This is a genomic window from Stutzerimonas stutzeri, from assembly GCF_019090095.1.
GTDB classification, from domain to species: domain Bacteria; phylum Pseudomonadota; class Gammaproteobacteria; order Pseudomonadales; family Pseudomonadaceae; genus Stutzerimonas; species Stutzerimonas stutzeri_AN.
In genome coordinates this window covers 1,829,581-1,853,784 of record NZ_JAGQFP010000002.1, presented here as the reverse complement: position 1 = coordinate 1,853,784, position 24,204 = coordinate 1,829,581, and the positions used below count along the sequence as shown (strand labels likewise).

Here is a 24,204-nt window from a genome sequence, read left to right as displayed (position 1 = left end):
GGCCATGCACTCAATCCCGGCGGCATGAACGGGCAAGTGGCGTGCACTTACCCGTTCGTTTCGCCTGGGTTTTGAAAGGGACCGCCAAACGAAACATTTTGTTTCATCGAAAACCGTATGCAGACGCTCTACATCGCGGATCCCGCTCGATGACGCGTCAGAACCAGGTCGACACTGTCAGCGAACCGAACTGGTCGTGCTTGTCCTGCCCTTGGAACTCACGGGTGCGCCAGACACCGGCAAACGCCACCTGCCAGCTGTTCCAGGTCAGTGCGATACCGGCCTTGGCGTCGCCGACCCATTCGTTCGGATCCACCGAGTGGCTGTCCTTGAAGGTATTGCCCTCGAGCAGCATGTTCTGCGCCATGTAGCGCCCTTCGACGTTGGCGAACAGGTTCCAGGCGAAGCCGCCGCCCTGGTCGAAAAACAGGCTGCCACTCTGCGCAGGCGCCACCGCGGGAATGCTGAAACTGCGCGCCAGCCCCTGGCCGATGCGCAGCCCCAGCCCGGCAGAACCGTAGGTGTAGAGGTTGCCCAACGAAAAGCCGGCGCTCGGCCCGTACTCGAATTCGAGCCCGGCGAAACGTTGCTGCAGCCACCAGCGATGCTGGTACGCGAGGTTGACGAAAGGCTCGTTGCGCAGCTGGTTGTCCCAGCCGCGAGGCTCGTCGCTGTTGGTGACGTCATGGACGCGGCGCTGGATCTTCTTGCCACCGGCGGCAGGCCCGACGATACCCACGTCCAGATGCAAACCGCTGGCACCGCGCCAGCCGTCGTGCTGATGGTCAGAAAAGATCGACATCCCGGCGAACAGCAACCCGGCGTAGGGACGGTCGTCTTCGATCAGGTCCGCCCGCTCGATATCGTTCGGCGTATAGATCTGGTGCCCCAGCCGGTAGGCGACGTTGTCGACCTCGTCAGCGCTCCAGCCCGGCAGCACATCGGCGAACTGGCGCGACCAGTGATCGGCCTCGGGCTTGAATGAGCGCATCAGCTCGAAGCCATTGGTGTAATGGCCATCGCTACCGGTGGAGATGATGTCGTTTTCGATTTTGAGGGAATACAGGTCAGCTTGACTGACTGCAGGAACACAAGCGACAAGTACGGCGAGGGAAACGCGAGCGTGTACGCGCGAAATTGCCATGGCCCAGCTCCTTGGTTACATGCAACAGAGAATGTATGCATGCGTTAGAGCGCAGCGGACCGCCAATCGTTCACGGCTGACGGCGGGCCGGCCTTGTTAGCCAGCCTAGCCCACCGGAGCGATGCCTGCTCAGGTCCCGATAACGCCCCCATCGTTCTTGGTAATGAGCACGGTCGAAGCGCGCGGGCGGGTCTTGCCGTCGCTGGCTGGGAAGCTCAACTCCGGGTGCTGGACGTTGATCCACATGGCGCGGTAGTCCGGACTCCAGGTGATGCCGGTGATCTCGCACCCGCGCGGGCCGACCAGGAAGCGCCTGACCTCACGCGTCCGCGGGTCGGCGCACAGTAGCTGGTTGGTGCCCATGGCCTGCATCGCGGGCTCGTTGTCGCCATAGTCGGTTTCGATCCACAGCCGGCCTGCCCCGTCGAACGCCAAGCCGTCGGGCGAGGAAAAGATATCGCCATTGATGGTGCCGGTGAGGTTGGGCGGTACCGGTTGGCCGTTGGCGTCGAGGGCGCCGGGCTGTTCGCCGGCCAGCAGAAAGACCTCCCAGGTAAAGGCCGTGGCGGTCGGGTCGGCGTCTTTCTCGTTCCAGCGCAGGATTTGCCCGTGCAGGTTGTTCGGCCGCGGGTTGGCCTTGTCGGTCGGTTGCTTCACGCCGCGGCCGTCGTTGTTGGTGAGGGTCACGTAGACCTCGCGGCTGCGCGGGTGCACCGCCACCCACTCCGGGCGATCCATCGGCGTCGCGCCTGCCCGGTCCGCAGCGGCGCGTGCGTTGAGCAATACCTCGGCCTGATCGGCGAAACCATTCTCCACCGTGAGCCCGTTCTGGCCATGGACCAGCGCCAGCCACTCACCACGGCCGTCAGCATTGAAACGCGCCACGTAGAGCGTGCCGCTGTCGAGCAGCTGGCGGTTGGCCTCATCAGCGCCCGGCACGTAGCGGCCGGCGGGGACGAACTTGTAGACGTACTCGCCCTTGGTGTCGTCGCCCGAGTAGAACGCCATGCGCCCGTCCTCGCCTAGCGAAAGCACCGAGCATTCGCGGCAGTAGCGGCCGAAGGCAGTGCGTTTGACCGGCTTGCTCTGCGGGTCGAACGGGTCGACCTCGACCACCCAACCGAAGCGATTCGGTTCGTTCACGTAGCCGCCGTGGGGTTGCGACGGATCCGGTGTGGCGTTGAAGCGCGGGTCGGCGGTTTCCCAGCCGTAGAGCTTGCTCAAGCCTTCGCCAGCGATGCCGTAGCGCTTGTGCGATCTGCGCTTGGCCAGGTCAGCCGCATCATGATTGACGAAGTAGTTGTGCCAGTTCTCCTCGCAGATCAGGTAGGTGCCCCAGGGCGTGAAGCCGCTGGAGCAGTTGTTGAGCGTACCGATGATCTCCCGCCCGCTCGGGTCGGCAACGGTTTTCAGCGCCTCGTGGCCGGCCAGCGGACCACCCACCGCCATGGGCGTCATCGCCGACAGGCGACGGTTGTAGCGCGACGGCATGACCCGCTGCCACTGCCCCTGGGCATCCTTCTTCACCTCGATGATGCTCAGGCCGTGGGCCGCCTGTTCCTTGCGTACCTCGTCCAGCGGGCGCTTGCCCTCGACGAAGGTCATGCCGTTGGGGTGCAGCGGCGGGTTGACGTATTCGTGGTTCATCACCAGCAAACCGTGGCTGTCAGGCGCATCGGGGAACGGGAAGAAGTGCATGCCGTCGTGGTTGTCACCCGCCTGCTTGAGCTGAGCCTGCCAGTCGTCGCTGGCATCCGGGTTCCACGCTGGCGCGTCGGCCAGCACGGCATCACCCCAGGAAAAGAAGGTGCGCGCGCTGTAGCCGGGCGCGACCTGCACGCGGTCGAATGTCGGGTCGAGCTGGGTGGGAATCCCGCTGAAGCCGATCAGCGAATCGGACTGCCCGGCGCTACGGCAGGCACTCAGCGTGCCGCCGAGAAAGCCCAGCGCGGCCAGGCCCATGCCGCCCTTGAGCAGGTTGCGCCGGCCCTGATCGACCAGCTGCCCGAGCGAGGGATTGGCGCTGGGGTTGATGGCCTGGTCGTCGAGGGCGGAAAGGTTGGCGTGGAAACTCTGGAAGTCCTGTTTCATTCGATGGCTCGTCTGGCAAATGGGTCTGCTGCGCATCACTGGATGCGGTAATGAAAGGTGTTCTTCACTTCGGGAACGGTCACGGCGCGGCCGTCGACGATCCGCGGCTGATAGCGAAAGCTTTTCGCAGCCGTCAGCGATGGCCGGATGAACAGCGGATGGCAATCCTCCAGGGCCTTGGGGTTTTCGATCCGCCCCTGCGGGTTGACCGAGTAACTCACCGTGCAGGTGCCTTCGATGCCCTTGTCCAGCGCACGCTGCGGATAGTCCGGCGCGTCCTTGGCGATCGGCAGGTACTGGCGGCTGGCAGCCGCGGCGGCCTCGGCCTGTCGCGCGCGTTCGGCGGCGGCAGCTGCTTCGGCCCGAGCCGCCTGTTCGCGCTGCTGCGCCTCGCGCGCCAGCTGCTCGCGACGCTCGGCTTCGAGCCGTTCCTGCCGCTCACGCTGGCGTTGTTGCTCGCGCTGCTCGTCGCGTAGACGTTGCTGTTCCCGGCGCGCCGCCTCTTCCTGCTTCTTCTGCTCGGCTCGCTTGTACGCCAGCTCGGCCTGTTCGAGCCGATGCTGTTCGATTCGCGGATCCACCTGCGGTTCCTCGAGGACCGGCTCGATGGCCGCCTCGACCGGCTCGGGCACCGGCTCCGGTTCGACGGGCACCTCGAGTATCGGCTGCGGCGTGGGCAGGCTGACCAGCTGGGTCTTGAGCACCTGGGTCGCGCTGGGTGGCGTCAGCTCGGGCGTCCAGCCGTGCAGCAGCAGGCCGATCACCGCGGCATGCAGCGCGAAGGTCGCTGCCGCCGCGCCGGCATGGCTGCGCCATTGCGGTCGAACCTCGGGAAGGCTGTTGGGCAGGGGCATGCTCAAGCTGCTCATGGTGCGGGCTGCCCGGCCGGCGCCTCGGTGATCAGGCCGAGATTGACTACCCCGCCACGTTGCAGCTCGGCGATGCCGGCCACCACGCGGCCGTAGTCCGCCGCTTCATCGGCGCGCACGTAGACCTGGGTGTCGCCGCGCTCGGCGATGATCGCCGCGACTTTCTCGCGCATCTCTTCGAGGTCGATGGCGCTGTCGGTCTGGTCCTCGGCGTTCAGCTCGCTGCCCAGGTTCCAGTAGAAGCCGCCATCGGCCTTGACCGAGAGCGTGAGGATCTGCCGCTCGTTCTCGGTGGGCATCGCCTCGGCGGCGACCTTGGGCAGCTCGATCTTCACGCCCTGCACCAGCATCGGCGCGGTGACCATGAAGATCACCAGCAGCACCAGCATCACGTCGATGTAGGGCACCACGTTCATTTCGGCCTTGGGGCCATGTTTGCGCTGCGGTTTGACCAGCATGGCGAGGCTCCCTTCAGGCGGCTGCGGCGATGCTCGGCGACCCGGCATGCAGGCGGCGATGCAAACGCGCCTGCAGTTCGTTGGCGAAGCTGTAGTAGCGCGCGCTGAGCGTCTGGCCGCGGGCGGAGAAGCGGTTGTAGGCCATCACCGCCGGTATCGCGGCAAACAGGCCGATGGCCGTGGCGATCAACGCTTCGGCGATGCCCGGCGCGACGGTGGAGAGGGTTGCCTGCTGCACCATGGACAGCCCGAGGAAGGAATTCATGATCCCCCAGACGGTGCCGAACAGGCCGATGTAGGGGCTGACCGAGCCGACCGTGGCGAGGAACTGCAGGCCGCTTTCGAGCCGCTCTTCCTGCTCGGCGATGGCCACGTACAGACTCCGCTCGACGCCTTCGATCACGGCTTCGGGGGCGATACCCGGCTGGCGCTGCAACTGGCTGAATTCCTGATAGCCGGCAAGAAAAATGCGCTGCAACGCCGCTTCGCGGGGAAGCGACTGCTCATTGCCCTCGCGATAGAGCTGGGTCAGTTCGCCGCCACTGCGAAAGCGCTGCAGGAAGCTCTTCAGCAGCCGTTCGCTGCGGCGCAGCGCGGCGCCGCGTTGGATGATCAGGTACCAGCTGGCGACGGACGCCAACACCAGGGTCGCCATCACCAGCTGCACCACCAGGCTGGCTTCGCTGATCAGGCCCAAGACCGACATGTGTTCGCTTTGCATCTGTATTCCTCCGGCCGTCCCATGCAACGGCGCTCATTGGATTGCATTGGGGTTACGTTTCGATGACAGCGCGGCGTAACCCGACAGGCTCACGCCAGGGTCAGTCCAGCCCCAGCGCTTCGGCGATCGCCGTCCACGGCACGTACTTGTAGTTCTGCGCGCCCTCGGGCATGCGCTTGCGGCCGTCTTGCACCACCAGCATGCCGCGACTCCAGATGCCGCCGAGGTTGGCCGAGGTGACTTCCAGGCCATCGGTTTCAGAAGCGCCGTCGATGCCCCGCTCGGCATTCAGGCCGACGCGGAAGGCGCCGCGCACGGCATAGGGCGCGTGCGCTTCGAGCACCAGGTAGCTGTCGTTCCCCTGGCTGGACACCACCAGGTAATCGCCGGCCGTACCGCTGTAGATGGCCATGCCTTCCACGTCGGCGTGCAGCGGGCCGCCCACATCGATGACCTTTTCCAGCGCCGCCGCGTCGCGGCGCAGATCCAGCGTCCACACCGCCGCGTCTTCCTCGCCCACGAACAGGCGCTGGTTGCGGTCATCGGCGACGCAGCCTTCGGGCTGGCTGCTCAGCTTGAATTCGCGCACCTGCTCACCGCGCGGCAAACCGCTCGAACCGTCGAGGCGGTACCGCAGGAAGGTGCCGTCCTTGTCGTTGGCAATGGCATGGATCGCGCCCTGAGGATCCTTGAACAGGCACAGGCCGTAGATCTCACGGAACGGCGTGTCGATCTCACCGATGCCGCTGACCTGGCCGCTGCGCGGCTCGATGGCGAACAGGTGCAGGCTGTTGTGATCGCGATTGCTCGCCACCGCCAGATCGACCCGCTTGCCACCAAGGGCAAAGCCGGTGCGCACATCGACGTTGTTCAACCGCCCCACCGGCAGGTACTGCAGCTGCTTGCCCGACAGGTCGTAAACCGCCAGCCCGCCTTTCTTGTCGGTGCCGAGCACTCGGCTGTTGGACGGGTCCGCCGCGTTGACCCAGATCGCCGGATCATCCGCCGCATCCCCCAGGTGCGGCACCGGATCGGTCTGCACCATCGCCGGCAGCATCGGAATCACCGGCGTCGCGGCCGGCGCTTCTGGTTGCCAGTCCAGGCGCGCGAGATGCGCCCCGCGTTCGTCGGTCAGCAGCAGGTCGAGCCCCTGCTCGCCCAGTCGCGCGCTGATCTGTTCCGGCTCGTCGAACCCCTCCAGCGGAATCACCGCATGATTACGCCAGGCATCGCCGTCACGCCCGTACAGGTTCAATGCACCCGCCTCCGGGTCCAGCGCCAACATGCCACCCGGGACCAGCGCCATGCCGGCAGCGGCTTCGGCGATGCCGCCGAACGGCTGCACGATGTCCACGGGCTGGCGCAGCAACGGCGCTTCGGCGTCGGCGGCATAACGCCAGAAGCCGACGTTTTCCTCGTTCACCACTAGCTCGCCGGTCCGGTCGTCGACCTGGCAGTAGCTGCTTTCCGGTGGCAGGCTCAGGCCCCGTACGCGCTTTGGCGTCGCCAGTAACCGCTGCCCCGCCGCCACCAGCCACTGCTCGCCGATGCCTTCTTCACCGACCAGGAACAGGTAGCCATTGCGCCCGGCGTCGCGATACAGACACAGCCCTTCGATGGCGAAGCGGGTCTTCGGCACGTATAGCGGCTGGCTCCACCGATGCTGGCGATCGAGCCCGAGCAGCACGGCCTGCTGACGCTTGCGATCGAGGGTGGCGACCAGCAGACCGTCCTTGCTGACGCGGTGATCCAGGCCCTCGAAGCGGCCTTCGACGCCACTGAGTCGCGCACCCTGCACGTCCAGCAACTCCACGCCGCGCGAATCCGGGCGAACCAGCAGCTGCGAAGCGCCGGGCCAGAACTTGTCGGTACCGATCAGCTGGGCGCTTTCAGCGTCCACGGGCGTGGCGCTCGCTATACGCAGGTGCGGGGTGGCCCGGTCGGCCGATGGCTGACCGGCTCCGGACTGACAGGCCGCCAGGGCAACGCAAAGGCTCAGCCAGAGGGGTTTAAACGAAGTTACGTCCATGGTTTTTCCATTCAGCAGCCGCTGACCGGCGCCGGTCCGAAGGGGGACGGAACGGCGTCGGGGCGGCGAAAAAGTGTCGGTAAGGGTCGGATTCAGAAGTGCGTCAGGGTCAGGCCGAGCTTGTAGGTCGGGCCGTATTCCTCGTACTGGGCGTTGTAATGGCTGCGCCCGGTGTAGACGAAGTAGGACTCGTCGGTGAGGTTCAGCGCCTCGACCGTCAGCTGCAGGTTCGGCGTAATGAAGTAGCCGGCCTTGAAGTCGAGAAACAGCTGCTCGTCGGCGTAGAGGTCGTGGGCCTCGTCGTCGATGCCGGCCACTTCCGCCAGGTATTCGGACTTGTAGTTGGCTGCCAGCCGCATGTTGAAGACGTCGTTTTCCCAGCCGACCATCAGGTTGCCGACGGTGTCGGAATGGTTCGGCAGGTCGATGCTGCGACGGCTGCCCTGCCCCTCGATATCCGCGTCGGACTTGCTGAAGGTGGCGTTGGCACCGAGCAATACGCCGTTCCAGGGCGCCGGCAGCCAGTCGAGCTTTTGCGAGTAGGACAGCTCGACACCGTAGAGCTTGGCACTGCTGCCGTTCTCGTAGCTCAGCGCCTGGTCGAAGTCAGCCCACTGGCCGGTGCCGGCCACGTCGGTGTTGTAGATGAAGTTGTCGATGTCCTTGTAGAACAGGTACGCCGACACCGCGCCGGCGCGGCCCATGTAGTGCTCGATGCCGAGGTCGTAGTTCATCGACTCCAGCGGCTTGAGGTCGGGATTGCCGAACTCCGCTTCGTCGCCATCGATGACGAAGCCTGGCGCCAACTGCTCGAAGGTGGGCCGCACCACCGTATTGGTCCAGGCGGCGCGCAGCTGGGTGTCGTCGGTCAGCTGGTAGCGCACATGCAGGCCGGGCAGCCAATGGTCGTAGCGGTTATCGCTGGAGATGGATTCGAACTCGCCTTCGCGGATGCCGGTGCCCTTGGCACTGAACTCGGTGCCCTCGTAGCGCAGGCCGGCGATGATGCGCCACTTGTCCAGGTCCAGGGTGTTCATGAAGTAGGCGGCGTTTATGTCTTCGCTCATGTCGAAGTCACCGATGCGCGACTCTTCTTCGTCCCGGAACGCGCTCGCGTCCAGGCCGCCGATGAGGTCTTCAAGGGCGCCGGCACTGATGCCGGGTCCGAAACGGCCGAGACCGTAGTCGACGGTGCCGTGCTGGTAGTCGGCCAGGGTCAGATCATCGAAGTCATCGTAAGCCCAGACGTCGACGTCGTTGGTCTTGTCGCGGCGGCTGAGTTTGCCGCCGAACTTGAACTGGGAGGCATAGCCCTGGATGTCGTACTCGCGGGCCAGATCCAGGCGGATATTCTTTTCCTTGTCGCGGGCATCGCTCTCTTCCCACTCCACCTCGTCCAGCTCGAAGCTGGCCGGATCGTAGAAGGACGGATCGACGTTCAGCCGCGGTTTGGTGGTGCTGGTAAAGCCGACGTCAGCGAAGTCGCCCTCGAAGGTCGCGCCGGAGATGCCGCCCGGGTTGCGCTCGCGCGCCTCGCTGTAGCCGACCTGCCCGCTCAGCGTCCAGAGGCCCATCATCCGCTCGCCACCGAACACGTAGGACTGGATGGTCTGGGTTTCCTCACGCGATTTGACCTCTCGCCAGCCCTCGGCATCGCCCAGCTCGCCGGCCAGTTGCGCGTCCTCGAACTCGACCCCGGCGGCGTTGCGGGTTTCGCTGTCCTTGAAGCGGCTGTAGAGGGTGCGCAGGTAGTAACTGCTGACGTCGTCCGGTTGGTAGTCGAAGTTCAGGCCAACCCCGGCGCGTTCGCGGGTGATCTCGTAGTCACGCTGCTCGAACTCCTCGAGCCGGGCGCCGTCTTCGAAATCCCACTTGCCGCCGGTTTCCACGTTGTCGGAGCCGAAGTCGCGCTCCTGCCAGCTCAGAGCAGCGGCGACACCGAAGTTGTCCACGCCATCACCCAGGCTGAAGCGGTTACTGATGGCGCCCGAAAACTTGGGGCTGGTCTTGCCGACGTTCTCGTCGTAGCTGCCTTCGGTGCTGAGGCTGTAGAACAGCCCGTCATGGTCGAACGCCGACAGGCTTTCCACCTCGATGGTGCCGCCGAGGGAGTTGGCGTCCATGTCCGGGGTCAGCGTCTTGACCACCGAGAGCGACTGCACCAGCTCCGAGGGCAGCACGTCCAACGCCACGGCGCGACGACCGCTTTCCGGCGAGGGCACCAGGGTTCCGTTGATGGTGACGCTGTTCAGGTCCGGCGCGATGCCGCGCACGCTGACGAAGCGGCCTTCACCCTGGTCGCGCTCGACCGAAAGGCCGGGGATGCGCTGCAAGGCTTCGGCGGCGTTGTCGTCCGGCAGTTGGCCGATGCCGTCGGCGTGGACCACGCTCTTCACGCTGTCGGAGTTGCGTTGTTCCTTCAATGCTTCGTCGATGCTGACGGCCTGGCCGATCACTTCGACGTGTTCCATGACAAGCGGCTCCTCGGCCCAGGCCGAACCGGCGCTGACGGCCAGGGCCAGCAGGCTGATGCGGAACCCTGCATGGCGGATGCCGCTGCGGTGTGTGCTCATGAACAATCCCCCGAACGCTGATTACCGGGTCCATCCCGGAACTGGAGCGGACGGTAGGGTTGGGATATGGCGGTTCTGTGACAGCGGGTGATGCTGGGGCGCCAGCGGGGGCTTATTGGGGGAGTTTGGGGTGGGAATTGAGCTGATTTGACCTGGTTTGGTGGCCGCTGGGTGGGGTCTATGTGAGGTAGCGGTTCGTGCCGCTGCTCGTTTTCGCGCGGTTCTGGACGCTGGTTTCGCCCTGCTGGGCGACTCACTTTTTCCAGACGCGGAAAAAGTAAGCAAAAACGCTTGCCCCTGCATCCGGCCCTGCGCTTCGCTTCGGGTTCGTTCGCTCCATCGTTGCTTCAGGGGTCGGCTTACAAGGGCCATCCCTGGCCCTTTAAGCCTCTCGCCGCATCCATGCGGCTCAACCCCTTACGCAACGATTCCGCTCACCCTTCTGATGGGGCATTCGGTGTCGTCTGTTGGTCTGTAGAGACCAAAAGCCTCGGCATTGTTGGGTGGGATTCACAACGTAGGATGGGCGAAGCCCATCGCAAAAGCTTGATGGGTTGCACCCATCCTACGAGACGCGGGGTGCTTTGCTTCTTTGCTGACAAGCGAACCATCAGACACCGCCGGACGCCCCATCAGAAGGCCGAATGGAATCGCTGCGTAGGGGGGGCGAGCGGCATGGATGCCGCGAGAGCCGTGAAGGGCCATGGATGGCCCTTGCGCGGCGACCCTCGGAGCAGCGATGGAGTGAGGGAAGTCGAGCGAAGCGAGACCCGGATGCAGGGGCAAGACCTTTTGGTTCCTTTTGGGGCGGCTGCCAAAAGGGACTCGCCCAGCAGGGCGAAACCAAGCTCTCAGCCCACTCACCAATAAGCCTAACGCTGAACCTAAGCAGCGGCGCCTTTTAAACCTAGCCCTAAAAATACCTGAGCCAATTCAACCCCCACCCCATTCATCCAACCGTCACATTCATCTGTTTCCGTGCCCTCACACACTGGCGCGCGCCTCGCCACGGAGACCCGATGAAATCCCTGCTCAAGCTCCACACCCTTACCCTGCTCGGCCTCGCCTTCGTCGCCAACCTCGGCCTGCAGGTCTATCTGGCGACCGGCCAGATCAAGCCCTGGGCCGAGATCAACTGGACGGACGTGGCCGGCGAAGGCGGCTCAGCCGTGCTCGCGCTGGCCTGGCTGATCATGCTGCTGCACAGCCGCCCGGCCGGTCGCGTAACCCGGCTGCTGGCCTTGGGCCTGGCCTGCGTCTTCTTCTCCTGGTGGATGGATACCCTGGACGAGTTCATCCAGCTGCCGGAACTGGCGGTCTGGGACAACTGGCTGGAGACCGCGCCGATGCCCATCGGCCTCTTGCTGCTGACCCTCGGCATCTACCACCTCAACCAGGAACAGCGCGCCATCAGCCAGCAGATGAGCAAACGCGAGAAGGGCTTCCGCGAGCACCGCCTGTTCGACAAGCTCACCCCGCTGGGCGCCGCGGAATACCTGCGCCAGCAGGTGCAGCTGGCGCTCGGTCACGCCCAGGCTGAACAGCAGCCGCTGTCGCTGGTGGTCGTGGACCTGGACGATTTCAACACCATTAATCAGCGCTACGGCCAGGCCGAGGGGGATGCCGTCCTGCAGGCTATCGCGCAGTTGCTGCTGCTCAACCTGCGCCGTCAGGACCTGCTCTGCCGCCTGGCCGGGGATCGCTTCGTCGCCGTACTGCCGAACACCGGCGAGACCCAGGCCCGCTTGATTGCCGCGGAATTGCAACAGGCCGTGGCCAGCCTGGCGCACCGAACGGCCCAGCACGGCGAGCGCGTGCACCTAAAGGCCAGCACCGGCACCGTGATGGCCTTCGACGAGGACGCCGAACAGCTGCTCAAGCGCCTCAACCTGAACCTGGCGAAAACCAAGCAGCAGCTACCACGCTGCGCCTGAGGAACGGCCATGACGCCCGGCTACGATTGCGATACGCGCTTTATCGCCGCCCATCACCAGCCAGCCGTGCTGATCGATCTGGCGCTGTCACGCGGGATCGACAGCCACCAGCTGCTGCGCGGCAGCGGGTTGTTCTATGAGGACGTCGTCGGCGGCCAGGCACGGATCAGCCCGCGGCAGTTCCTGACGCTCATCGACAACGCACAGCGATTGCTTGGGGCCGACGACAGCAGCTTTTTGTTCGGCCAGCGCCTGCTACCAGGGCACTATGGCGAGGTCAGCCACGCCCTGACCCATGCCTGCACGTTGCACCAGGCACTGGAACAGCTGCAGCAGTTCCGTGCCCTGCTCTGTCCGCTGTTCACACCCCGCCTGCTGCTCGACGGGCAGCAGGCGTACCTGTACTGGACCGACAGCTGTGGCGCCGGCGACCAGCAGCGCTTTCTCACCGAGGCCAGCCTGACTGCCGTGGTCGCGATGAGCAGACGGCTGTCCGGCGAGCGCTTGCCGTGGCGCTTCCACCTCGCCTATCCGCAACCGCGGCATGTCGAGCAGTACTGGGTGCATCTGGGCGAGCCGCTGACCTTCGCCAGCCAGATGACCATGATGAGCCTGCCGCTGGAGTACCTGCACAAGCCCTGGCCCGGCGCTTGCGCCATCGCCGGGCAGGTCGCGCATCAGGCGAGCGGCGCACAGCTCGAAAGCCTTGGCTGGCCGGGCAGCTTCATCGACCAGCTGTACGACCACCTGTACGCGAACATCCGCGAGCCGCTGAATCTGGAGCGCGTCGCCGATGCGTTCGGCATGAGCCCCGCCTCGCTCAAACGCAAGCTGCACAAGCACGGCACCGGTTTCCAGGACCAGATCGATCAGGTGCGCAAGCACGTGGCGCTGTATCTCTACCAGATGAAGGGCTACAGCAACGAGGAAGTAGCAGGCTATCTGCGCTTCAATGACACCACCAATTTCCGACGTTCGTTCAAGCGCTGGACAGGCTTCGCACCGAGCGCCCTGCGCCAGTTGCTCGACAGCTGATGCCGGCTGCGCGCGAATGCGGCGATGATCAGTGCCCGGTCCGCCTGGCCGGTGCCGGTCGCCGTACAGGCGAAGTGCCGCGCGCGGTTCGTCGATCGTTCAAGGCGGTGAAGGCACAGCGCAGCAGAAACGCGGCAACGCCGGCCAGGGCCAGAAATGCGACAAGCACCGGGATGGCATGTTCGTTCATTGCGCGAACCTCACGAAGGCAAAGCCGTAATGGCCTTGTGATACTAGCACCCTGCACAACGCAGCAGTAGCGCACCGCCGGCCGGGTCACTGGCAATGAACGCAAGGAGCGGCGAGACAAATCGCTTCGTCGTGGGTCTTACCCATCAACTGATCGACTCCAGGCACTCATGGGGGGCTCCTTGCAGCGGGACTACACCAGGCAATACCATCAATTGCGCACGCACATCGATCGCATGCTCGGCAATGGCGCGGTGATCGCGGAAAGGAGACCGCTCACGATCCGGCGCGGCGATCAGATCTTCCGCGTTTCGTGCGGCATGCTGATCGGCGAGTTGACACGCTGAGACGCGGCCGCTGCCCGGCGGTATCGGCTGTTGCGCTGCACCCTGACCCTCAGCTTAGCCCCAACGCCCAACCCGGGCGCACGGTCTAGACCAGCCGATCAGCGCAGATCTGGTGCAGCAGCGCGTCACCCTGTTCGAATGCGCGGATATTGGCCAGCGTGGTTTCGGCGATCTGACTCATCGCCTCATGGGTGAAGAACGCCTGGTGCCCGGTGATCAACACGTTGGGAAAGGTGGTCAGGCGCATGAACAGATCATCGCCGATGACACGCTGTGACAGGTCCTGAAAGAACAGCTGCTCTTCCTCCTCGTAGACGTCCAATCCCAGCCGGCCGATCTTGCCGCTTTTCAGCGCATCGATCACCGCTTTCGTATCGACCACCCGCCCGCGCCCGGTATTGATCAGCACGACGCCCTCTTTCATCCGGGCTATCGCCGACGCATCGATCAGGTGATGGGTTTGCGGGGTCAACGGGCAGTGCAGCGAGATGATGTCCGCCTCGGCCAGCAGCACCTCCAGCGGGACGTAACGCATGAATGCCTTGGCGTCCGGGCTGGGAACGGGATCGCTGGCCAGCACCGTGCACCCGAAGCCGTGCATGATGTCGGCGAAGATCAAACCGATCTTGCCCGTGCCGACCACACCGACCGTCTTGCCGCACAGATCGAAGCCGAGCAACCCGTCGAGCGAGAAATTGCCCTCGCGCACCCGGTTGTAAGCACGAAAGGTCATGCGGTTCAGGCTCAGCAGCAAGGCCACGGCATGCTCCGCCACCGCATGCGGCGAATAGGCTGGGACCCTCACCACTGTGATGCCGAGCTGCTCCGCTTCGACCAGATCGACGTTGTTGAAGCCCGCACAGCGCAGCGCGATCAGCTCGGTACCGCCGGCCTGCAACTGCCGCAGCACCTGATGATCGAGCCGGTCATTGACGAACGCGCAGACACCCCGGAAACCGGCGGCCAAGGTGGCCGTTTCCGCCATGAGCGGTGGTTCGAAGTAGACCAGCTCGTGGCCAAACGCCTGGTTCGCCTGCTCGAGAAAGCGACGATCATAAGCTTTGGTGCTGAACACCGCGACGCGCATGGCCCACCTCCTGCGAAAAGGTCTCAGGCGGCGCTGGCGCCGCAGCATTGCCTGTGCCGCGAATGCTGGCGCGGCGGATCATCAGGCCAGTCCGTCGAACCTTGCGTAGGGGTTGCTGCAGGGCAGACGGTAGCCAACGAAGGATACCTTGGGATTGGCCTCGTGCTGATGGCGCAGATAATCGGTCGAGACCATGAAGTCGGTCAGCAACCGACGCTCGAAGTTATCGACCCGCAGGTCGGTGTAATCCGTACTGGCACCGGTCCGCTGGCGAAACTTGTACAACCCCATCAGCGCGGCGGCATTCCGGTCGCAGGCAGAGCCTGCTCCTACAAGGGTGTGCTGGCCGCCACCAAACACCTACGCCACGCGCTTGATGTAGGAGCAGGTTCTACCTGCGACGGAGGCCACAGAGCCCTGCGCCAGGCGGGGCCTGTTCCTGCAGAAGTCGCAGGCAGAGCCTGCTCCTACAAGGGCGTATTGGCCACCATCAAACACCCACGCCACGCGCTTGATGTAGGAGCAGGTTCTACCTGCGACAGAGGCCACAGATCCGCTGCGCCAGGCGGGGCCTGTTCCTGCAGAAGTCGCAGGCAGAGCCTGCTCCTACAAGGGTGTGCTGGCCGCCACCAAACACCTACGCCACGCGCTTGATGTAGGAGTAGGTTCTACCTGCGACAGAGGCCACAGAGCCCCTGCGCCAGGCGGGGCCTGTTCCTGCAGAAGTCGCAGGCAGAGCCTGCTCCTACAAGGGTGTGTTGGCCGCCACCAAACACCTACGCCACGCGCTTGATGTAGGAGCAGGTTCTACCTGCGACAGAGGCCACAGAGCCCCTGCGCCAGGCGGGGCCTGTTCCTGCAGAAGTCGCCGTGTTGGCCGCCCAAACACCCACGCCACGCGCTTGATGTAGGAGCAGGTTCTACCTGCGACAGAGGCCACAGAGCCCTGCGCCAAGCAGAGCCTGTTCCTGCAGAAGCAGCCTTTTCCGCTACACCTACAGCAGTAGGGCGCGACGTTAACTGCACAGCAGACCGGCGGTGTGAATGGACAAGGCCGTTACGGTCGGGCTGGAGCTGGCTGGCGAATAGCATGGAAAGGTCGCGTGCCGATGATGACGAGGCCTTGCGCCCGGCTGCGGTGGTTTATCCGAGCGACTCCCTCAGCCACTGGCGCACCCGGCGCCGCTCACGGCGCGACAACAGCTGATGGGTGAACGGGCTCTCGGGAATCAGCGCGCAAGCCGGCCCCCCGTTGTCGCCCAGCTGAAATCGCCGCAGCACGCCGATCGGGTGGCGCTCCGGGCCGTAGAACGCCACCGCGCGAATCTCCAGCGTATGGAACACCCAGTCGCCAGCGGGTTTGTGGCCGTCCAGCTCGATACCGTGCCGTTCGGCGATGCGCCGCAACATGCCCTGGAAGGTGCCGATGTGGATGAAGTCACCGCTGCGCAATGGGCCCTGATGCGTCGTCTGGTAGATCGGCAGATCAGGCGAGTCGCCGTCTTCGTCATCGATGCTCTGCCGGATGTCGGTCACATCGAGTTCCAGAGGGCCTTTGGAGGTCTCGAGACAGACCACCAGCTGATTGATGAACATGGGCTCGGCGCTCATATTTGAAATCAGGCATAGCGAACTCAACCCCCGGCCGGCGCCGCGATTGATGATCAGGCTCGGCTTGCGCTGGCGACGGAAGTTGAGCAGTAGCAGCTGCGCATAGAACACCCAGACCAGCAAGGTGCTGGCGGAGATGATCAGCGAGATCAGCTGGTGGTTGTCTTTCAGCCATTCGATCATCGGTAGCCTCGGTGCGTGGTGAACTGCTCAGACAGCAGGAACACCAGGCAGTGCCAACGCGCACGCCGATGGCCGCCCACCGGACGGTTGGCTCGAACAATCACCGGGGTGGCAGGTCGGAACCTCAAAGCAGGCCCCGACTGGAGGACGCACGATGAAGACCGCTTCCCTGACCCTTGCCCTGATGGCGGCGCTGACAGCGACCGGCGTCACAGCCAACCAGGACGCTGCGAGCGAGCGGCAGGACGCCCATCAGTCTCAGCAAGACCGCAACGGCGAGGCCTCCGCGCATGGTTATCAGAATCCGGCCGGTCCCGATCCCGACCCGCGCATGACCGACCAGGTCGGCGAAGACGCTCTGGACCAGGACGACGAGCACCCCGCGCCGGCGGAGCGGGACGAGCAGCGCGAAGCGAAACAGCGCTAGCCCTGCGCGGCGCTGTCGCGCGAACGCGTTATCACGCCCTGCCCGGCCTCTCTCTCCCGGCAGCAACCGATCAGCCGCACACGCGGCGGCTGATCGGCCGATCTTCAGGGTTTGACGACGATCCCAACACCTCGGCCGCGCGGATCCGACGCGGTTTGCAGGGTCTTGCCCTCCACGCGTACGGCCTGGATGTCGCCCATCGACCAACCCTGATCCTCGAGGACATACCCCATCGCCTTCAACTTGTCCGCCACCTCTCCGGTAAGCGGCGCATAGGCATCGTAGTAGATGGTGTCCTTGGGCAGCAGCTGGTGATGAACGCGTTGTGCCGCCACGGCCTCCTTCAGCGGTAGCTTGAAGTCATAGACATTGTTCAGAACCTGGAAGATCGAGGTGAATATCCGAGAGCCACCCGGCGTGCCGAGCACCAGGCTGACCTGACCGTCCTCGACGACGATGCTGGGGCTCATCGACGACAACATGCGTTTGCCCGGTTCGATGGCGTTGGCGTCACTGCCGACCACGCCAAACGCATTGGCAACGCCCGGTTTGGCGCTGAAATCATCCATCTCGTCGTTGAGCAGGAAACCCGCACCCTGCACCACGACGCCGCTGCCGAAATCCCAGTTGAGCGTATAGGTGTTGCTCACGGCGTTGCCGTTGGCATCGACGATGGAGAAGTGGGTGGTTTGCCGCGGTTCCAGCCCCGGCCGTACCTGTTCGGTGGCCGAGATTTCCGTTGGTTTGATCTCAGCGGCGCGGCGCGCCAGATAGTCCGGCGCGGTCAGTTGCGCGACCGGCACATCGGAGAAGTCCGGGTCGCCGAGATAATCAGCGCGGTCCGCGAACACCCGCTTTTCGATTTCAGCGAGCAGGTGGATGTAGCGTGCGGAGTTCAGCTCGACGTCCTTGAAATCGGCGGCTCGCTGTTCCTTGATGCCGATGAGCTGGGCCAGCGCGATCCCTCCGGAGCTGGGCAGAGGCGCGGTGTAAAGACTCTTGCCGCGCCAGTCGATGCGCATCGGCTCGCGCCACCGGGTGCGGTAGTCGGCCAGGTCCTCTTTGCTGATCAGCCCGCCGTCACGCTGCATCTGCGCGACCAGCAGATCGGCCGTCTTGCCCTTGTAGAAATCGTCCGCGCCCTGATCGGCGATGCGCTCCAGCGTCTTGGCCAATTCCGGCTGTTGGAAGTTGCTTCCAGGACGCATGTCGCCGAAATAGGTCTCGAAGTTGGTCGTCCCGTTGAACAGCCCGATGGCATCCTCGCGGTACTGGAACTGCTGATCGGCCACCTTGAAGCCCTTGCGGGCGTAGCCGATGGCGGGCGTGATCAGTTCGCTCCAGGGTCGCGTGCCGAAACGCTGGTGCGCCTCCCACAGCCCTAACACCGTGCCCGGAACGCCAGCTGCCTTGGCGCCGACCAGGCTCAGGTTCTCGATGACCTCGCCCTTGTCATCGAGGTACATGCGCTTGCTGGCCGCTTTGGGCGCGACCTCGCGGTAATCGAGGAAGTAGGGTTTGCCATCCATGTACAGCGTCATGAACCCGCCGCCGCCGATGTTGCCGGCTTCCGGATAGGTGACCGCCAGCGTGAAGGCGGTTGCCACCGCCGCATCCACTGCATTGCCTCCGGCGCGGAGCACGTCTGCCGCGACCTTGGCGCTGTAGGCGTCTGGCGCCGCGACCGCCGCGCCTTCGAGGGTGGCGCCGAGCGCGGCATGGCTGTGGAAGACAAACGAAACGGTCAGGACGACGAAGAGAGGTGAACGCATGTTGCTCGATCCTTCTTGTTGGTTTTAGCCGGGCGCCGGGAAGCGAACGCTTACGGTGAACAATCAACAAGATAGACGAGTATCGAAGCGAACCCGGGCGCGGAACGGGCCGCCGACGGATGGCACGCCCGCGTCGTGAGTCCATGAGGCGCATTCTTCGTGCCGCTCGGCATCGGGCCGCAAAGCGCTCGCCTCTCGGGCTCAGAGGCGAGCTGGACCATCCTTCTGTCCAAACGCGCCGGTCTAGTAGTCGCAGTTCTCGCGGTAATCGGAAATGGCGAGGTTCGCTTCATGGTTCGGGCCGCAGAGGAACTGATCGTAGCGGTGATCGAAGTCGATGAAGCGCTTCATCCAGGAGATGCCATACATGCCGAGCAAGTCTTCGTTGGGATAGCCCGAGTTAGCGCAGAAATGCGAGCCGCCGTAGATCTCCAGAAACGCCTTCGGAGTGGTGCCGGGGACTCGGTTATAGAACGGCGACGCATGCGCCGCCACCGGTGCAACCACATCGGCACCGCAGGCGAGAATCATCGTGGGCGTCTTGATCGTATTGAAGCTGTTGAGCCCCGCGTAGTAAGGCGCCTGAGGAATGATTGCGTTGAGCGAGCGTTCGGTTGCCAGTTTGAGCGAGCCGCCGCCGCCCATCGACCAGCCGATGACACCCAGGCGCGTGCTGTCGATCTTGCCGGCAATCGGGCTGGTGCGGCTGTTGCTCTGTTCGATGAGGTAATCCAGCGCGCGACTGAGCTGATTGGCGCGGCTATCGGGCTGATCGTAGATGGTGCTGGTGTTCATGGTCATGACCACGAAACCATGCGAAGCCAGGCGTGGCCCCCACCATTCGATACTGTTCTCGTACGACAAGTAACCCGGGATGACCGCGATGGCGCCCATCTTTCCGCTGGTGTTGGTGGGGTAATGCACGGTGCTGTCACCAAAGCCCTTGAGAAACCCGGACACTGAAAATTTGGCGACGCTGAAAGGCCCCGTTCTGCTCTTGAGCGAAGCAACGGTCGGATTAGGCCCGCGTGCGCAATCGGTGCAAGGCGCGGACGGGCCCGGAGCGGAAAACGCATAGGCACTCGCCAGTAGCGAAGTGATCAGCAGCGCAGTTCTCACCATCGATGTTTTGATCTTCATAAGTTCGCCTCTTGTTATTGTTTTCACCAGTTCTCCACAGCAACTCGCAGGCATACGGCAAGCCTGCCCGAGCAAAAATTAACAAGGGCGACAGGAGAGCAACAATCGGCGAACACGCTCAGTTCGTACAAGCACCCTTCACTTCCGAACTCGTCGCGTGGTCTTTTCAGACCAGGCCGACGTAACTATCGGAAGCCCAAAAAGTTCCGTTGAAATAATCGGGCATTAGAACGCGCGGTTGCCGATGAGCTCGGCACGAGCGGCCGCCAGCCCAGCGTTCATGGACCTCTGCGCCAGCTTCGCGCAACGCCGCGCCCGATAAACGACTCGACACGATAAGCGGAGTGAATAACTTTTTATAACTTCAGCGAGCAACTACCGAAACTTAGCTCGGCAAGCATCCGGCTGTTTTAGCCAGGACGCCATTGCAGTTACCCGTAGTACTTTTGACAGACCAAAAGCGAACACTATACTCAGCCGCAGCTCGATACCCAGCGAGTTGATAAGCGTGACTGCCTATTGGTTGAGGCAACCCGCCCACTCACAACAATAACAAGTAACGGACCATGAGCCATTCGGGTTCCAGCCAGCGGTCAGGGCCTGCGCTGGTCTATGTTTCAAGCAGGCGTTACATCTACTTGGGACGCACCCAGTTGCGCATCAGGGATCTGCATTCGGCCGCTTCGTCATTACTGGTATGTCTTGAAGGCTCTGTCAGGTTCCAGCTCCCGGGCGACGGACGCTGGATACCGGCAAAGAGCTTGCTCATTCCTGCGGGCACCCGGATCAGCATTGAGAACCAGGGGGGCGTGATATCGGCCTGTTACCTGGATGCAACGAAGCCGGACTTCCACGTCTTGAAGCGCCGAATGACGTCGACCATCGCGGGGGTTTACTACAACCTCGTGGACGAGGCACGTTTGGCCGACAGCCTTATCCGGCTGCGCGATGACGCGCCGGGCTTTGCCGAGGCCCAGCGCCGCATGGAGGCGCTGATCCATGACGGTTCCAACGCCAGCCCGGCAACCACCGACCCGCGAATCATCCACGTCATCGAGCGGCTCAGGGATACCGCCTCACTGAATATTTCCGTCAGCGCGCTGGCACATGAAGTCGGTTTGTCGGAATCCGGCTTGATACGGCTGTTCAGCCTGCACGTCGGAGCGCCGCTGCGCAGGCATCGCCTGTGGTACCGGTTGATCCAGTTCGTCACGCTGATGCTGTCTGGTGTGCCTACCGCTTCGGCAATCAGGCAGGCGGGCTTCACCGACGCCTCGCATCTGTCTCGATGCTACAGCGGCTTCTTCGGGGTCAACCTCTCCTACGCCTTTTCGAAGTCGGTCAATGCGCGCTACATCGTCGAGCCGCTGGCGCAGCCGCGCAGCGGCAGCGAGCATCAATCCGCGGATCGGCAGCGATAACGGCCGGCTTCGCTGAGGAGGCTAGTCCGTTCAGGCTCGCCGTCCGGCCGATACGAGCTCTCGAAGTGTCTCGAGGAACAGCTTGAGCACGGGCGATTCGTCGTCGGCACGATAGACGATATACAAGGGAACCTCGGGCAGCGCAGGCGCCAGCCGGCGGAAGACCACCCCTTCCGGTGCCAGCTCCTCCAGCGAGGCGGGCAATAGCGACACACCGAATTCAGCCCGAACCAGGCTGAGCAACGTCTGGACTTCGATCACCTGCTGGCGAATCTGGGGCGTAAAGCCTCTGTCGACGCAGCACTGCTGGAGGAAGTCAGCAAAGCGCGATTGCTTGAGCTTGAGCATCACGAAGGGCTCACCCGCAAGGTCGGCAGGTGCCACCGTCTCCTGGCGCGCCAGGGGGTGGGCGGCCGGCAGGACGGCGCGTATCGGCTCGTACATGAGCAACTCGTTGCGCAGCTCGGGATCGTCGTGCCCAACCCGGAACACGCACAGATCCAGACGCTTTTCTTTCAGCGAGGTCAGTTGCGACGCGGGCGTCATCTCATGCAGCCGCCAGTCGACACCGGGATACCGCTCGCGGAACAGGTGAAGCACCTGAGGCAACACGCCCACCATGACCGAGCTGATCATGCCTATCTCCAGCTCGCCCAACTGCCCCCGGCCAGTCTGACGGGTCAGATCGAGCGCCCTGTTCAGCTGTTCGAACACGAGCGGAACCTGCTCCTTGAACACGCGCCCGGCGGCAGTGAGCTCGACGCGGTGGTGCGTCCGTTCGAACAGCGGCGTGCCGAGTTCGTCCTCGAGCAGCCGTATCTGCTGGCTCAGAGGCGGCTGCGAAATATTCAACCGTGTGGCCGCGCGGCCGAAGTGAAGTTCGTCGGCCAGGACCGAAAAGTAACGAAGCAGTCGCAAGTCCATGTGACTTACACCTTCTTATCATTTGGCGCACCAGCGCCAGCGCCCTCGCCAGTAAAGACCGTCGTGGCAACCGCACCCCAACCTGGCACGCCCGTTGTAACCAGCAACGCCGGCCTTAGCCAATATCGGAAACCTATCACCATGGGCAGCAAACAGTATTGTACGGCGCCCGCCCGATCTTCTGATACTCAGCCCCAGCAGCACATCGCTTGACGCAACAGGTGAGGGAATGCGCAGCAACGCGCATAGAAGGGCCGACTGCTTGAGACGCAACTGCTGCGAACGGAAGAAGCCTTCCCAGACATATCAGGAGATCGACAGTGATCATCGATATCAGTTGCTACCCCACCGATCAGGTGGACCTCGCCTGGAGGCATGACGGCGACCCGTTCACGGGCGAACGTCTACTCGAGATGATGGATGGCCCTTACATGATCAACGGCAAGCCGCGCCGTATCGACAAGGCGTTTATCCAGCCGCCGCAAGGCAACACCATCTACACATGGACCGACGGCGAACTCTCGGGTCGCGAGTCCATCGACGCCTACATGGCCTACACCTTGAAAATGGTGCAGACCTATCCGGACCGCTTCATCGGCTGCTTCGTCTACAACCCGCGTTGCGGCGTGCAAAACGGCGTCGAAGCCATCGAGCGCTACGTCAAGGAGCACGGCTTCAAGATGGTCCAGATGCAGGCCAACATGCATGCCTACCGTCCGGATCGTGCCCTTGACTGGGTCCGCCCCGCCTTCGAGAAATGCGCCGAGCTGGGCATACCGGTCAAGCTGCACACCGGCGACGGCCCCTACAGCATCCCCTCCGAATGGGTCCCCATGATCAAGGAGTTCCCCAATGTGGACTTCATCATGGCGCACTTCGGCGTACAGACCGGCGGGGTCTACGTCTTCGAACCCATGCAGTGGGCAATGGAACTGCCCAACGTCTATTGCGAGTCGGGCTGGTGCCTGCAGTCGCGCATCGTCGAGTTCGCCAAGGTGCTCCCTAAGCACAAGATCCTCTTCGGCACCGATACACCACCGAACGAACCGGGGATGTGGCTGCGCCTGCTCGAGGTGCTCTGCCATGAACCGCCGCAGGGCCTGAACCTCGACGAAGACACCCTGGAAGACTACCTGGGCAACAACACCGCTCGGATGATCGGCCTGACGCCGACCGAGCCACCGAAGACCGTGGCCGAAGCCGAGGCGTTGCTCAAGCGCCCGGTCAGCGCGTGACCCGCCAGGAGAACGATCAATGATCATCGATACCCATCTGCACCCCACCAACCTGGTCGACGAGGCCTGGCGCCACACCGGCACGCCCTTCACCGGCGAGCGCATGCTCAAGCTGATGGACGGCCCCTACATGATCAACGGCAAGCCGCGCCGCATCGACATGGGCTTCATCCAGCCGCCGCCGGGCAACACCGGCTACCGTGACGGCAACCGTCGTGGCCGCGAGGGCATTCGCGACTACATGTCCTATATCGCCGAGCTGTGCGTGAACTACCCGGATCGCTTCATCGGCAACTTCACCTTCAACCCACGCTGGGGACCGGAAAACGGCGCGGCCGAGCTGGAGTTCCACGTCAAGGAGTACGGCTTCAAGATGCTGAAGCTGCACGCCAACATGCACGGCTACCGGCCCGACCGCGCACTCGACTGGTTGCGCCCGGCAATGAAGGTCTGCGCCAAGTACAACATCGTGGTGCTGATCCATACCGGCGACGGCCCGTACACGATCCCCACCATGTTCTACCCGATCATCCGCGAGTTCCCGATGGTGAACTTCATCATCGGTCACTTCGGCATCCAGACCGGGGGCAACTACTCGTTCGAGGCGTTCTGGATGGCGATGGACACCCCCAACGTCTACTGCGAGTCGGGTTGGTGCTTCCAGTCCCGCATCGTCGAGTTCGCCAAGGAGCTGCCGCGCAACAAGATCGTGTTCGGTACCGACTCCCCACCCAACGAGCCGGGGATGTGGCTGCGCGAACTGGAGGTGCTCTGCTCGCCGGCGCCGCATGGCTTGGGCATCGATGAAGACCATCTGGAGGATTACCTGGGCAACAACATCGCCCGGTTGGTCGGCATCGAACCCACCAAGCCACCCAAGGACCTGGTTGAAGCGGACATTCGCCTGACCACGACCTATTTGAGCTGATGGTGTCCTTTTCAGGCGCACTGCGTGACCTTGGGATAACGCCCCTCCCGCACTAAAGGAGGGGCAGGACCTCGATCGGCAGGCTG

General features: G+C 63.7%; 20 protein-coding genes. 7 read left to right on the top strand and 13 right to left on the bottom strand.

Features of this window, described 5'->3' with window-relative positions; genetic code table 11:
• Positions 1–157: 157 nt before the first annotated feature.
• From KVO92_RS18300 to KVO92_RS18270, 7 genes are all read right to left on the bottom strand, one after another.
• Positions 158–1,144 (bottom strand): lipid A deacylase LpxR family protein, encoded by a 987-nt coding sequence (locus tag KVO92_RS18300; protein ID WP_217476946.1) that lies wholly within the window; start codon positions 1,142–1,144, stop codon positions 158–160.
• 129 nt (positions 1,145–1,273) lie between these two features.
• Positions 1,274–3,235, bottom strand: coding sequence for a PhoX family protein (locus tag KVO92_RS18295; protein WP_217476945.1), 1,962 nt, complete (start codon positions 3,233–3,235; stop codon positions 1,274–1,276).
• A gap of 35 nt (positions 3,236–3,270) precedes the next feature.
• Positions 3,271–4,104, bottom strand: coding sequence for an energy transducer TonB (locus KVO92_RS18290; protein ID WP_217476944.1), 834 nt, complete (start codon positions 4,102–4,104; stop codon positions 3,271–3,273).
• Entirely contained in the window at positions 4,101–4,562 is a 462-nt protein-coding gene (gene tolR, locus KVO92_RS18285) for a protein TolR (RefSeq protein ID WP_217476943.1), read from the bottom strand. Before tolR ends, KVO92_RS18290 begins: the two co-directional genes overlap by 4 nt.
• A gap of 13 nt (positions 4,563–4,575) precedes the next feature.
• Positions 4,576–5,289, bottom strand: coding sequence for a protein TolQ (gene tolQ / locus KVO92_RS18280; RefSeq protein ID WP_217477298.1), 714 nt, complete (start codon positions 5,287–5,289; stop codon positions 4,576–4,578).
• A 94-nt stretch (positions 5,290–5,383) separates the two neighbouring features.
• Positions 5,384–7,312, bottom strand: a complete 1,929-nt coding sequence (locus KVO92_RS18275) for a phytase (protein ID WP_217476942.1) — start codon at positions 7,310–7,312, stop codon at positions 5,384–5,386.
• 92 nt (positions 7,313–7,404) lie between these two features.
• Positions 7,405–9,885, bottom strand: coding sequence for a TonB-dependent receptor (locus KVO92_RS18270; protein WP_217476941.1), 2,481 nt, complete (start codon positions 9,883–9,885; stop codon positions 7,405–7,407).
• A gap of 1,019 nt (positions 9,886–10,904) precedes the next feature.
• On the opposite strand from KVO92_RS18270, the gene KVO92_RS18265 reads away from it, so the two are divergent.
• The 3 genes from KVO92_RS18265 (at position 10,905) to KVO92_RS18255 (ending at position 13,390) form a co-directional block, all read left to right on the top strand.
• Positions 10,905–11,819 carry a GGDEF domain-containing protein gene (locus KVO92_RS18265; protein WP_217476940.1) on the top strand — a complete coding sequence of 305 codons (915 nt, stop codon included), beginning with the start codon at positions 10,905–10,907 and terminating at the stop codon, positions 11,817–11,819.
• Between the two features lie 9 nt (positions 11,820–11,828).
• Complete coding sequence (locus KVO92_RS18260) at positions 11,829–12,854, top strand: AraC family transcriptional regulator (protein ID WP_217476939.1); 1,026 nt, start codon at positions 11,829–11,831, stop codon at positions 12,852–12,854.
• A 371-nt stretch (positions 12,855–13,225) separates the two neighbouring features.
• On the top strand, positions 13,226–13,390 hold the full coding sequence (locus KVO92_RS18255) for a hypothetical protein (RefSeq protein WP_217477318.1): 165 nt from the start codon (positions 13,226–13,228) through the stop codon (positions 13,388–13,390).
• A gap of 85 nt (positions 13,391–13,475) precedes the next feature.
• Here the strand turns inward: KVO92_RS18255 and KVO92_RS18250 are convergent, their stop codons facing one another.
• From KVO92_RS18250 to KVO92_RS18240, 3 genes are all read right to left on the bottom strand, one after another.
• Positions 13,476–14,477 (bottom strand): 2-hydroxyacid dehydrogenase, encoded by a 1,002-nt coding sequence (locus tag KVO92_RS18250; protein ID WP_217476938.1) that lies wholly within the window; start codon positions 14,475–14,477, stop codon positions 13,476–13,478.
• An 81-nt stretch (positions 14,478–14,558) separates the two neighbouring features.
• Positions 14,559–14,768: a hypothetical protein gene (locus KVO92_RS18245; RefSeq protein ID WP_217476937.1), complete on the bottom strand. Its 210-nt coding sequence runs from the start codon at positions 14,766–14,768 to the stop codon at positions 14,559–14,561.
• 852 nt (positions 14,769–15,620) lie between these two features.
• Positions 15,621–16,271, bottom strand: coding sequence for a hypothetical protein (locus KVO92_RS18240; protein WP_217476936.1), 651 nt, complete (start codon positions 16,269–16,271; stop codon positions 15,621–15,623).
• Positions 16,272–16,425: 154 nt separating this feature from the next.
• Between KVO92_RS18240 and KVO92_RS18235 the strand changes: the two genes are divergently transcribed.
• Complete coding sequence (locus tag KVO92_RS18235; protein ID WP_217476935.1) at positions 16,426–16,698, top strand: hypothetical protein; 273 nt, start codon at positions 16,426–16,428, stop codon at positions 16,696–16,698.
• Between the two features lie 104 nt (positions 16,699–16,802).
• Here the strand turns inward: KVO92_RS18235 and ggt are convergent, their stop codons facing one another.
• Positions 16,803–18,470 (bottom strand): gamma-glutamyltransferase, encoded by a 1,668-nt coding sequence (gene ggt, locus KVO92_RS18230; RefSeq protein WP_217476934.1) that lies wholly within the window; start codon positions 18,468–18,470, stop codon positions 16,803–16,805.
• Between the two features lie 243 nt (positions 18,471–18,713).
• Positions 18,714–19,610: an alpha/beta hydrolase family protein gene (locus KVO92_RS18225; protein ID WP_217476933.1), complete on the bottom strand. Its 897-nt coding sequence runs from the start codon at positions 19,608–19,610 to the stop codon at positions 18,714–18,716.
• Between the two features lie 566 nt (positions 19,611–20,176).
• Here KVO92_RS18225 and KVO92_RS18220 point away from each other — a divergent pair.
• Positions 20,177–21,031 (top strand): helix-turn-helix domain-containing protein, encoded by an 855-nt coding sequence (locus KVO92_RS18220; RefSeq protein WP_217476932.1) that lies wholly within the window; start codon positions 20,177–20,179, stop codon positions 21,029–21,031.
• Positions 21,032–21,061: 30 nt separating this feature from the next.
• Here KVO92_RS18220 and KVO92_RS18215 read toward each other — a convergent pair whose 3' ends face one another.
• A complete protein-coding gene (locus KVO92_RS18215) occupies positions 21,062–21,955 on the bottom strand; it encodes a LysR substrate-binding domain-containing protein (protein ID WP_217476931.1) in 894 nt (297 codons plus the stop codon).
• A 320-nt stretch (positions 21,956–22,275) separates the two neighbouring features.
• Between KVO92_RS18215 and KVO92_RS18210 the strand changes: the two genes are divergently transcribed.
• Positions 22,276–23,190 (top strand): amidohydrolase family protein, encoded by a 915-nt coding sequence (locus tag KVO92_RS18210; RefSeq protein ID WP_217476930.1) that lies wholly within the window; start codon positions 22,276–22,278, stop codon positions 23,188–23,190.
• A 19-nt stretch (positions 23,191–23,209) separates the two neighbouring features.
• Positions 23,210–24,118: an amidohydrolase family protein gene (locus KVO92_RS18205; protein WP_217476929.1), complete on the top strand. Its 909-nt coding sequence runs from the start codon at positions 23,210–23,212 to the stop codon at positions 24,116–24,118.
• Positions 24,119–24,204 lie beyond the last annotated feature (86 nt).

Bases quoted from the DNA above. Each gene is read 5' to 3' on its own strand.
- KVO92_RS18300 (WP_217476946.1), bottom strand. From the start codon at position 1,144: ATGGCAATTTCGCGCGTACACGCTCGCGTTTCCCTCGCCGTACTTGTC.
- KVO92_RS18295 (WP_217476945.1), bottom strand. From the start codon at position 3,235: ATGAAACAGGACTTCCAGAGTTTCCACGCCAACCTTTCCGCCCTCGAC.
- KVO92_RS18290 (WP_217476944.1), bottom strand. From the start codon at position 4,104: ATGAGCAGCTTGAGCATGCCCCTGCCCAACAGCCTTCCCGAGGTTCGA.
- tolR (WP_217476943.1), bottom strand. From the start codon at position 4,562: ATGCTGGTCAAACCGCAGCGCAAACATGGCCCCAAGGCCGAAATGAAC.
- KVO92_RS18275 (WP_217476942.1), bottom strand. From the start codon at position 7,312: ATGGACGTAACTTCGTTTAAACCCCTCTGGCTGAGCCTTTGCGTTGCC.
- KVO92_RS18270 (WP_217476941.1), bottom strand. From the start codon at position 9,885: ATGAGCACACACCGCAGCGGCATCCGCCATGCAGGGTTCCGCATCAGC.
- KVO92_RS18265 (WP_217476940.1), top strand. From the start codon at position 10,905: ATGAAATCCCTGCTCAAGCTCCACACCCTTACCCTGCTCGGCCTCGCC.
- KVO92_RS18260 (WP_217476939.1), top strand. From the start codon at position 11,829: ATGACGCCCGGCTACGATTGCGATACGCGCTTTATCGCCGCCCATCAC.
- KVO92_RS18250 (WP_217476938.1), bottom strand. From the start codon at position 14,477: ATGCGCGTCGCGGTGTTCAGCACCAAAGCTTATGATCGTCGCTTTCTC.
- KVO92_RS18245 (WP_217476937.1), bottom strand. From the start codon at position 14,768: ATGGGGTTGTACAAGTTTCGCCAGCGGACCGGTGCCAGTACGGATTAC.
- KVO92_RS18240 (WP_217476936.1), bottom strand. From the start codon at position 16,271: ATGATCGAATGGCTGAAAGACAACCACCAGCTGATCTCGCTGATCATC.
- KVO92_RS18235 (WP_217476935.1), top strand. From the start codon at position 16,426: ATGAAGACCGCTTCCCTGACCCTTGCCCTGATGGCGGCGCTGACAGCG.
- ggt (WP_217476934.1), bottom strand. From the start codon at position 18,470: ATGCGTTCACCTCTCTTCGTCGTCCTGACCGTTTCGTTTGTCTTCCAC.
- KVO92_RS18225 (WP_217476933.1), bottom strand. From the start codon at position 19,610: ATGAAGATCAAAACATCGATGGTGAGAACTGCGCTGCTGATCACTTCG.
- KVO92_RS18220 (WP_217476932.1), top strand. From the start codon at position 20,177: ATGAGCCATTCGGGTTCCAGCCAGCGGTCAGGGCCTGCGCTGGTCTAT.
- KVO92_RS18215 (WP_217476931.1), bottom strand. From the start codon at position 21,955: ATGGACTTGCGACTGCTTCGTTACTTTTCGGTCCTGGCCGACGAACTT.
- KVO92_RS18205 (WP_217476929.1), top strand. From the start codon at position 23,210: ATGATCATCGATACCCATCTGCACCCCACCAACCTGGTCGACGAGGCC.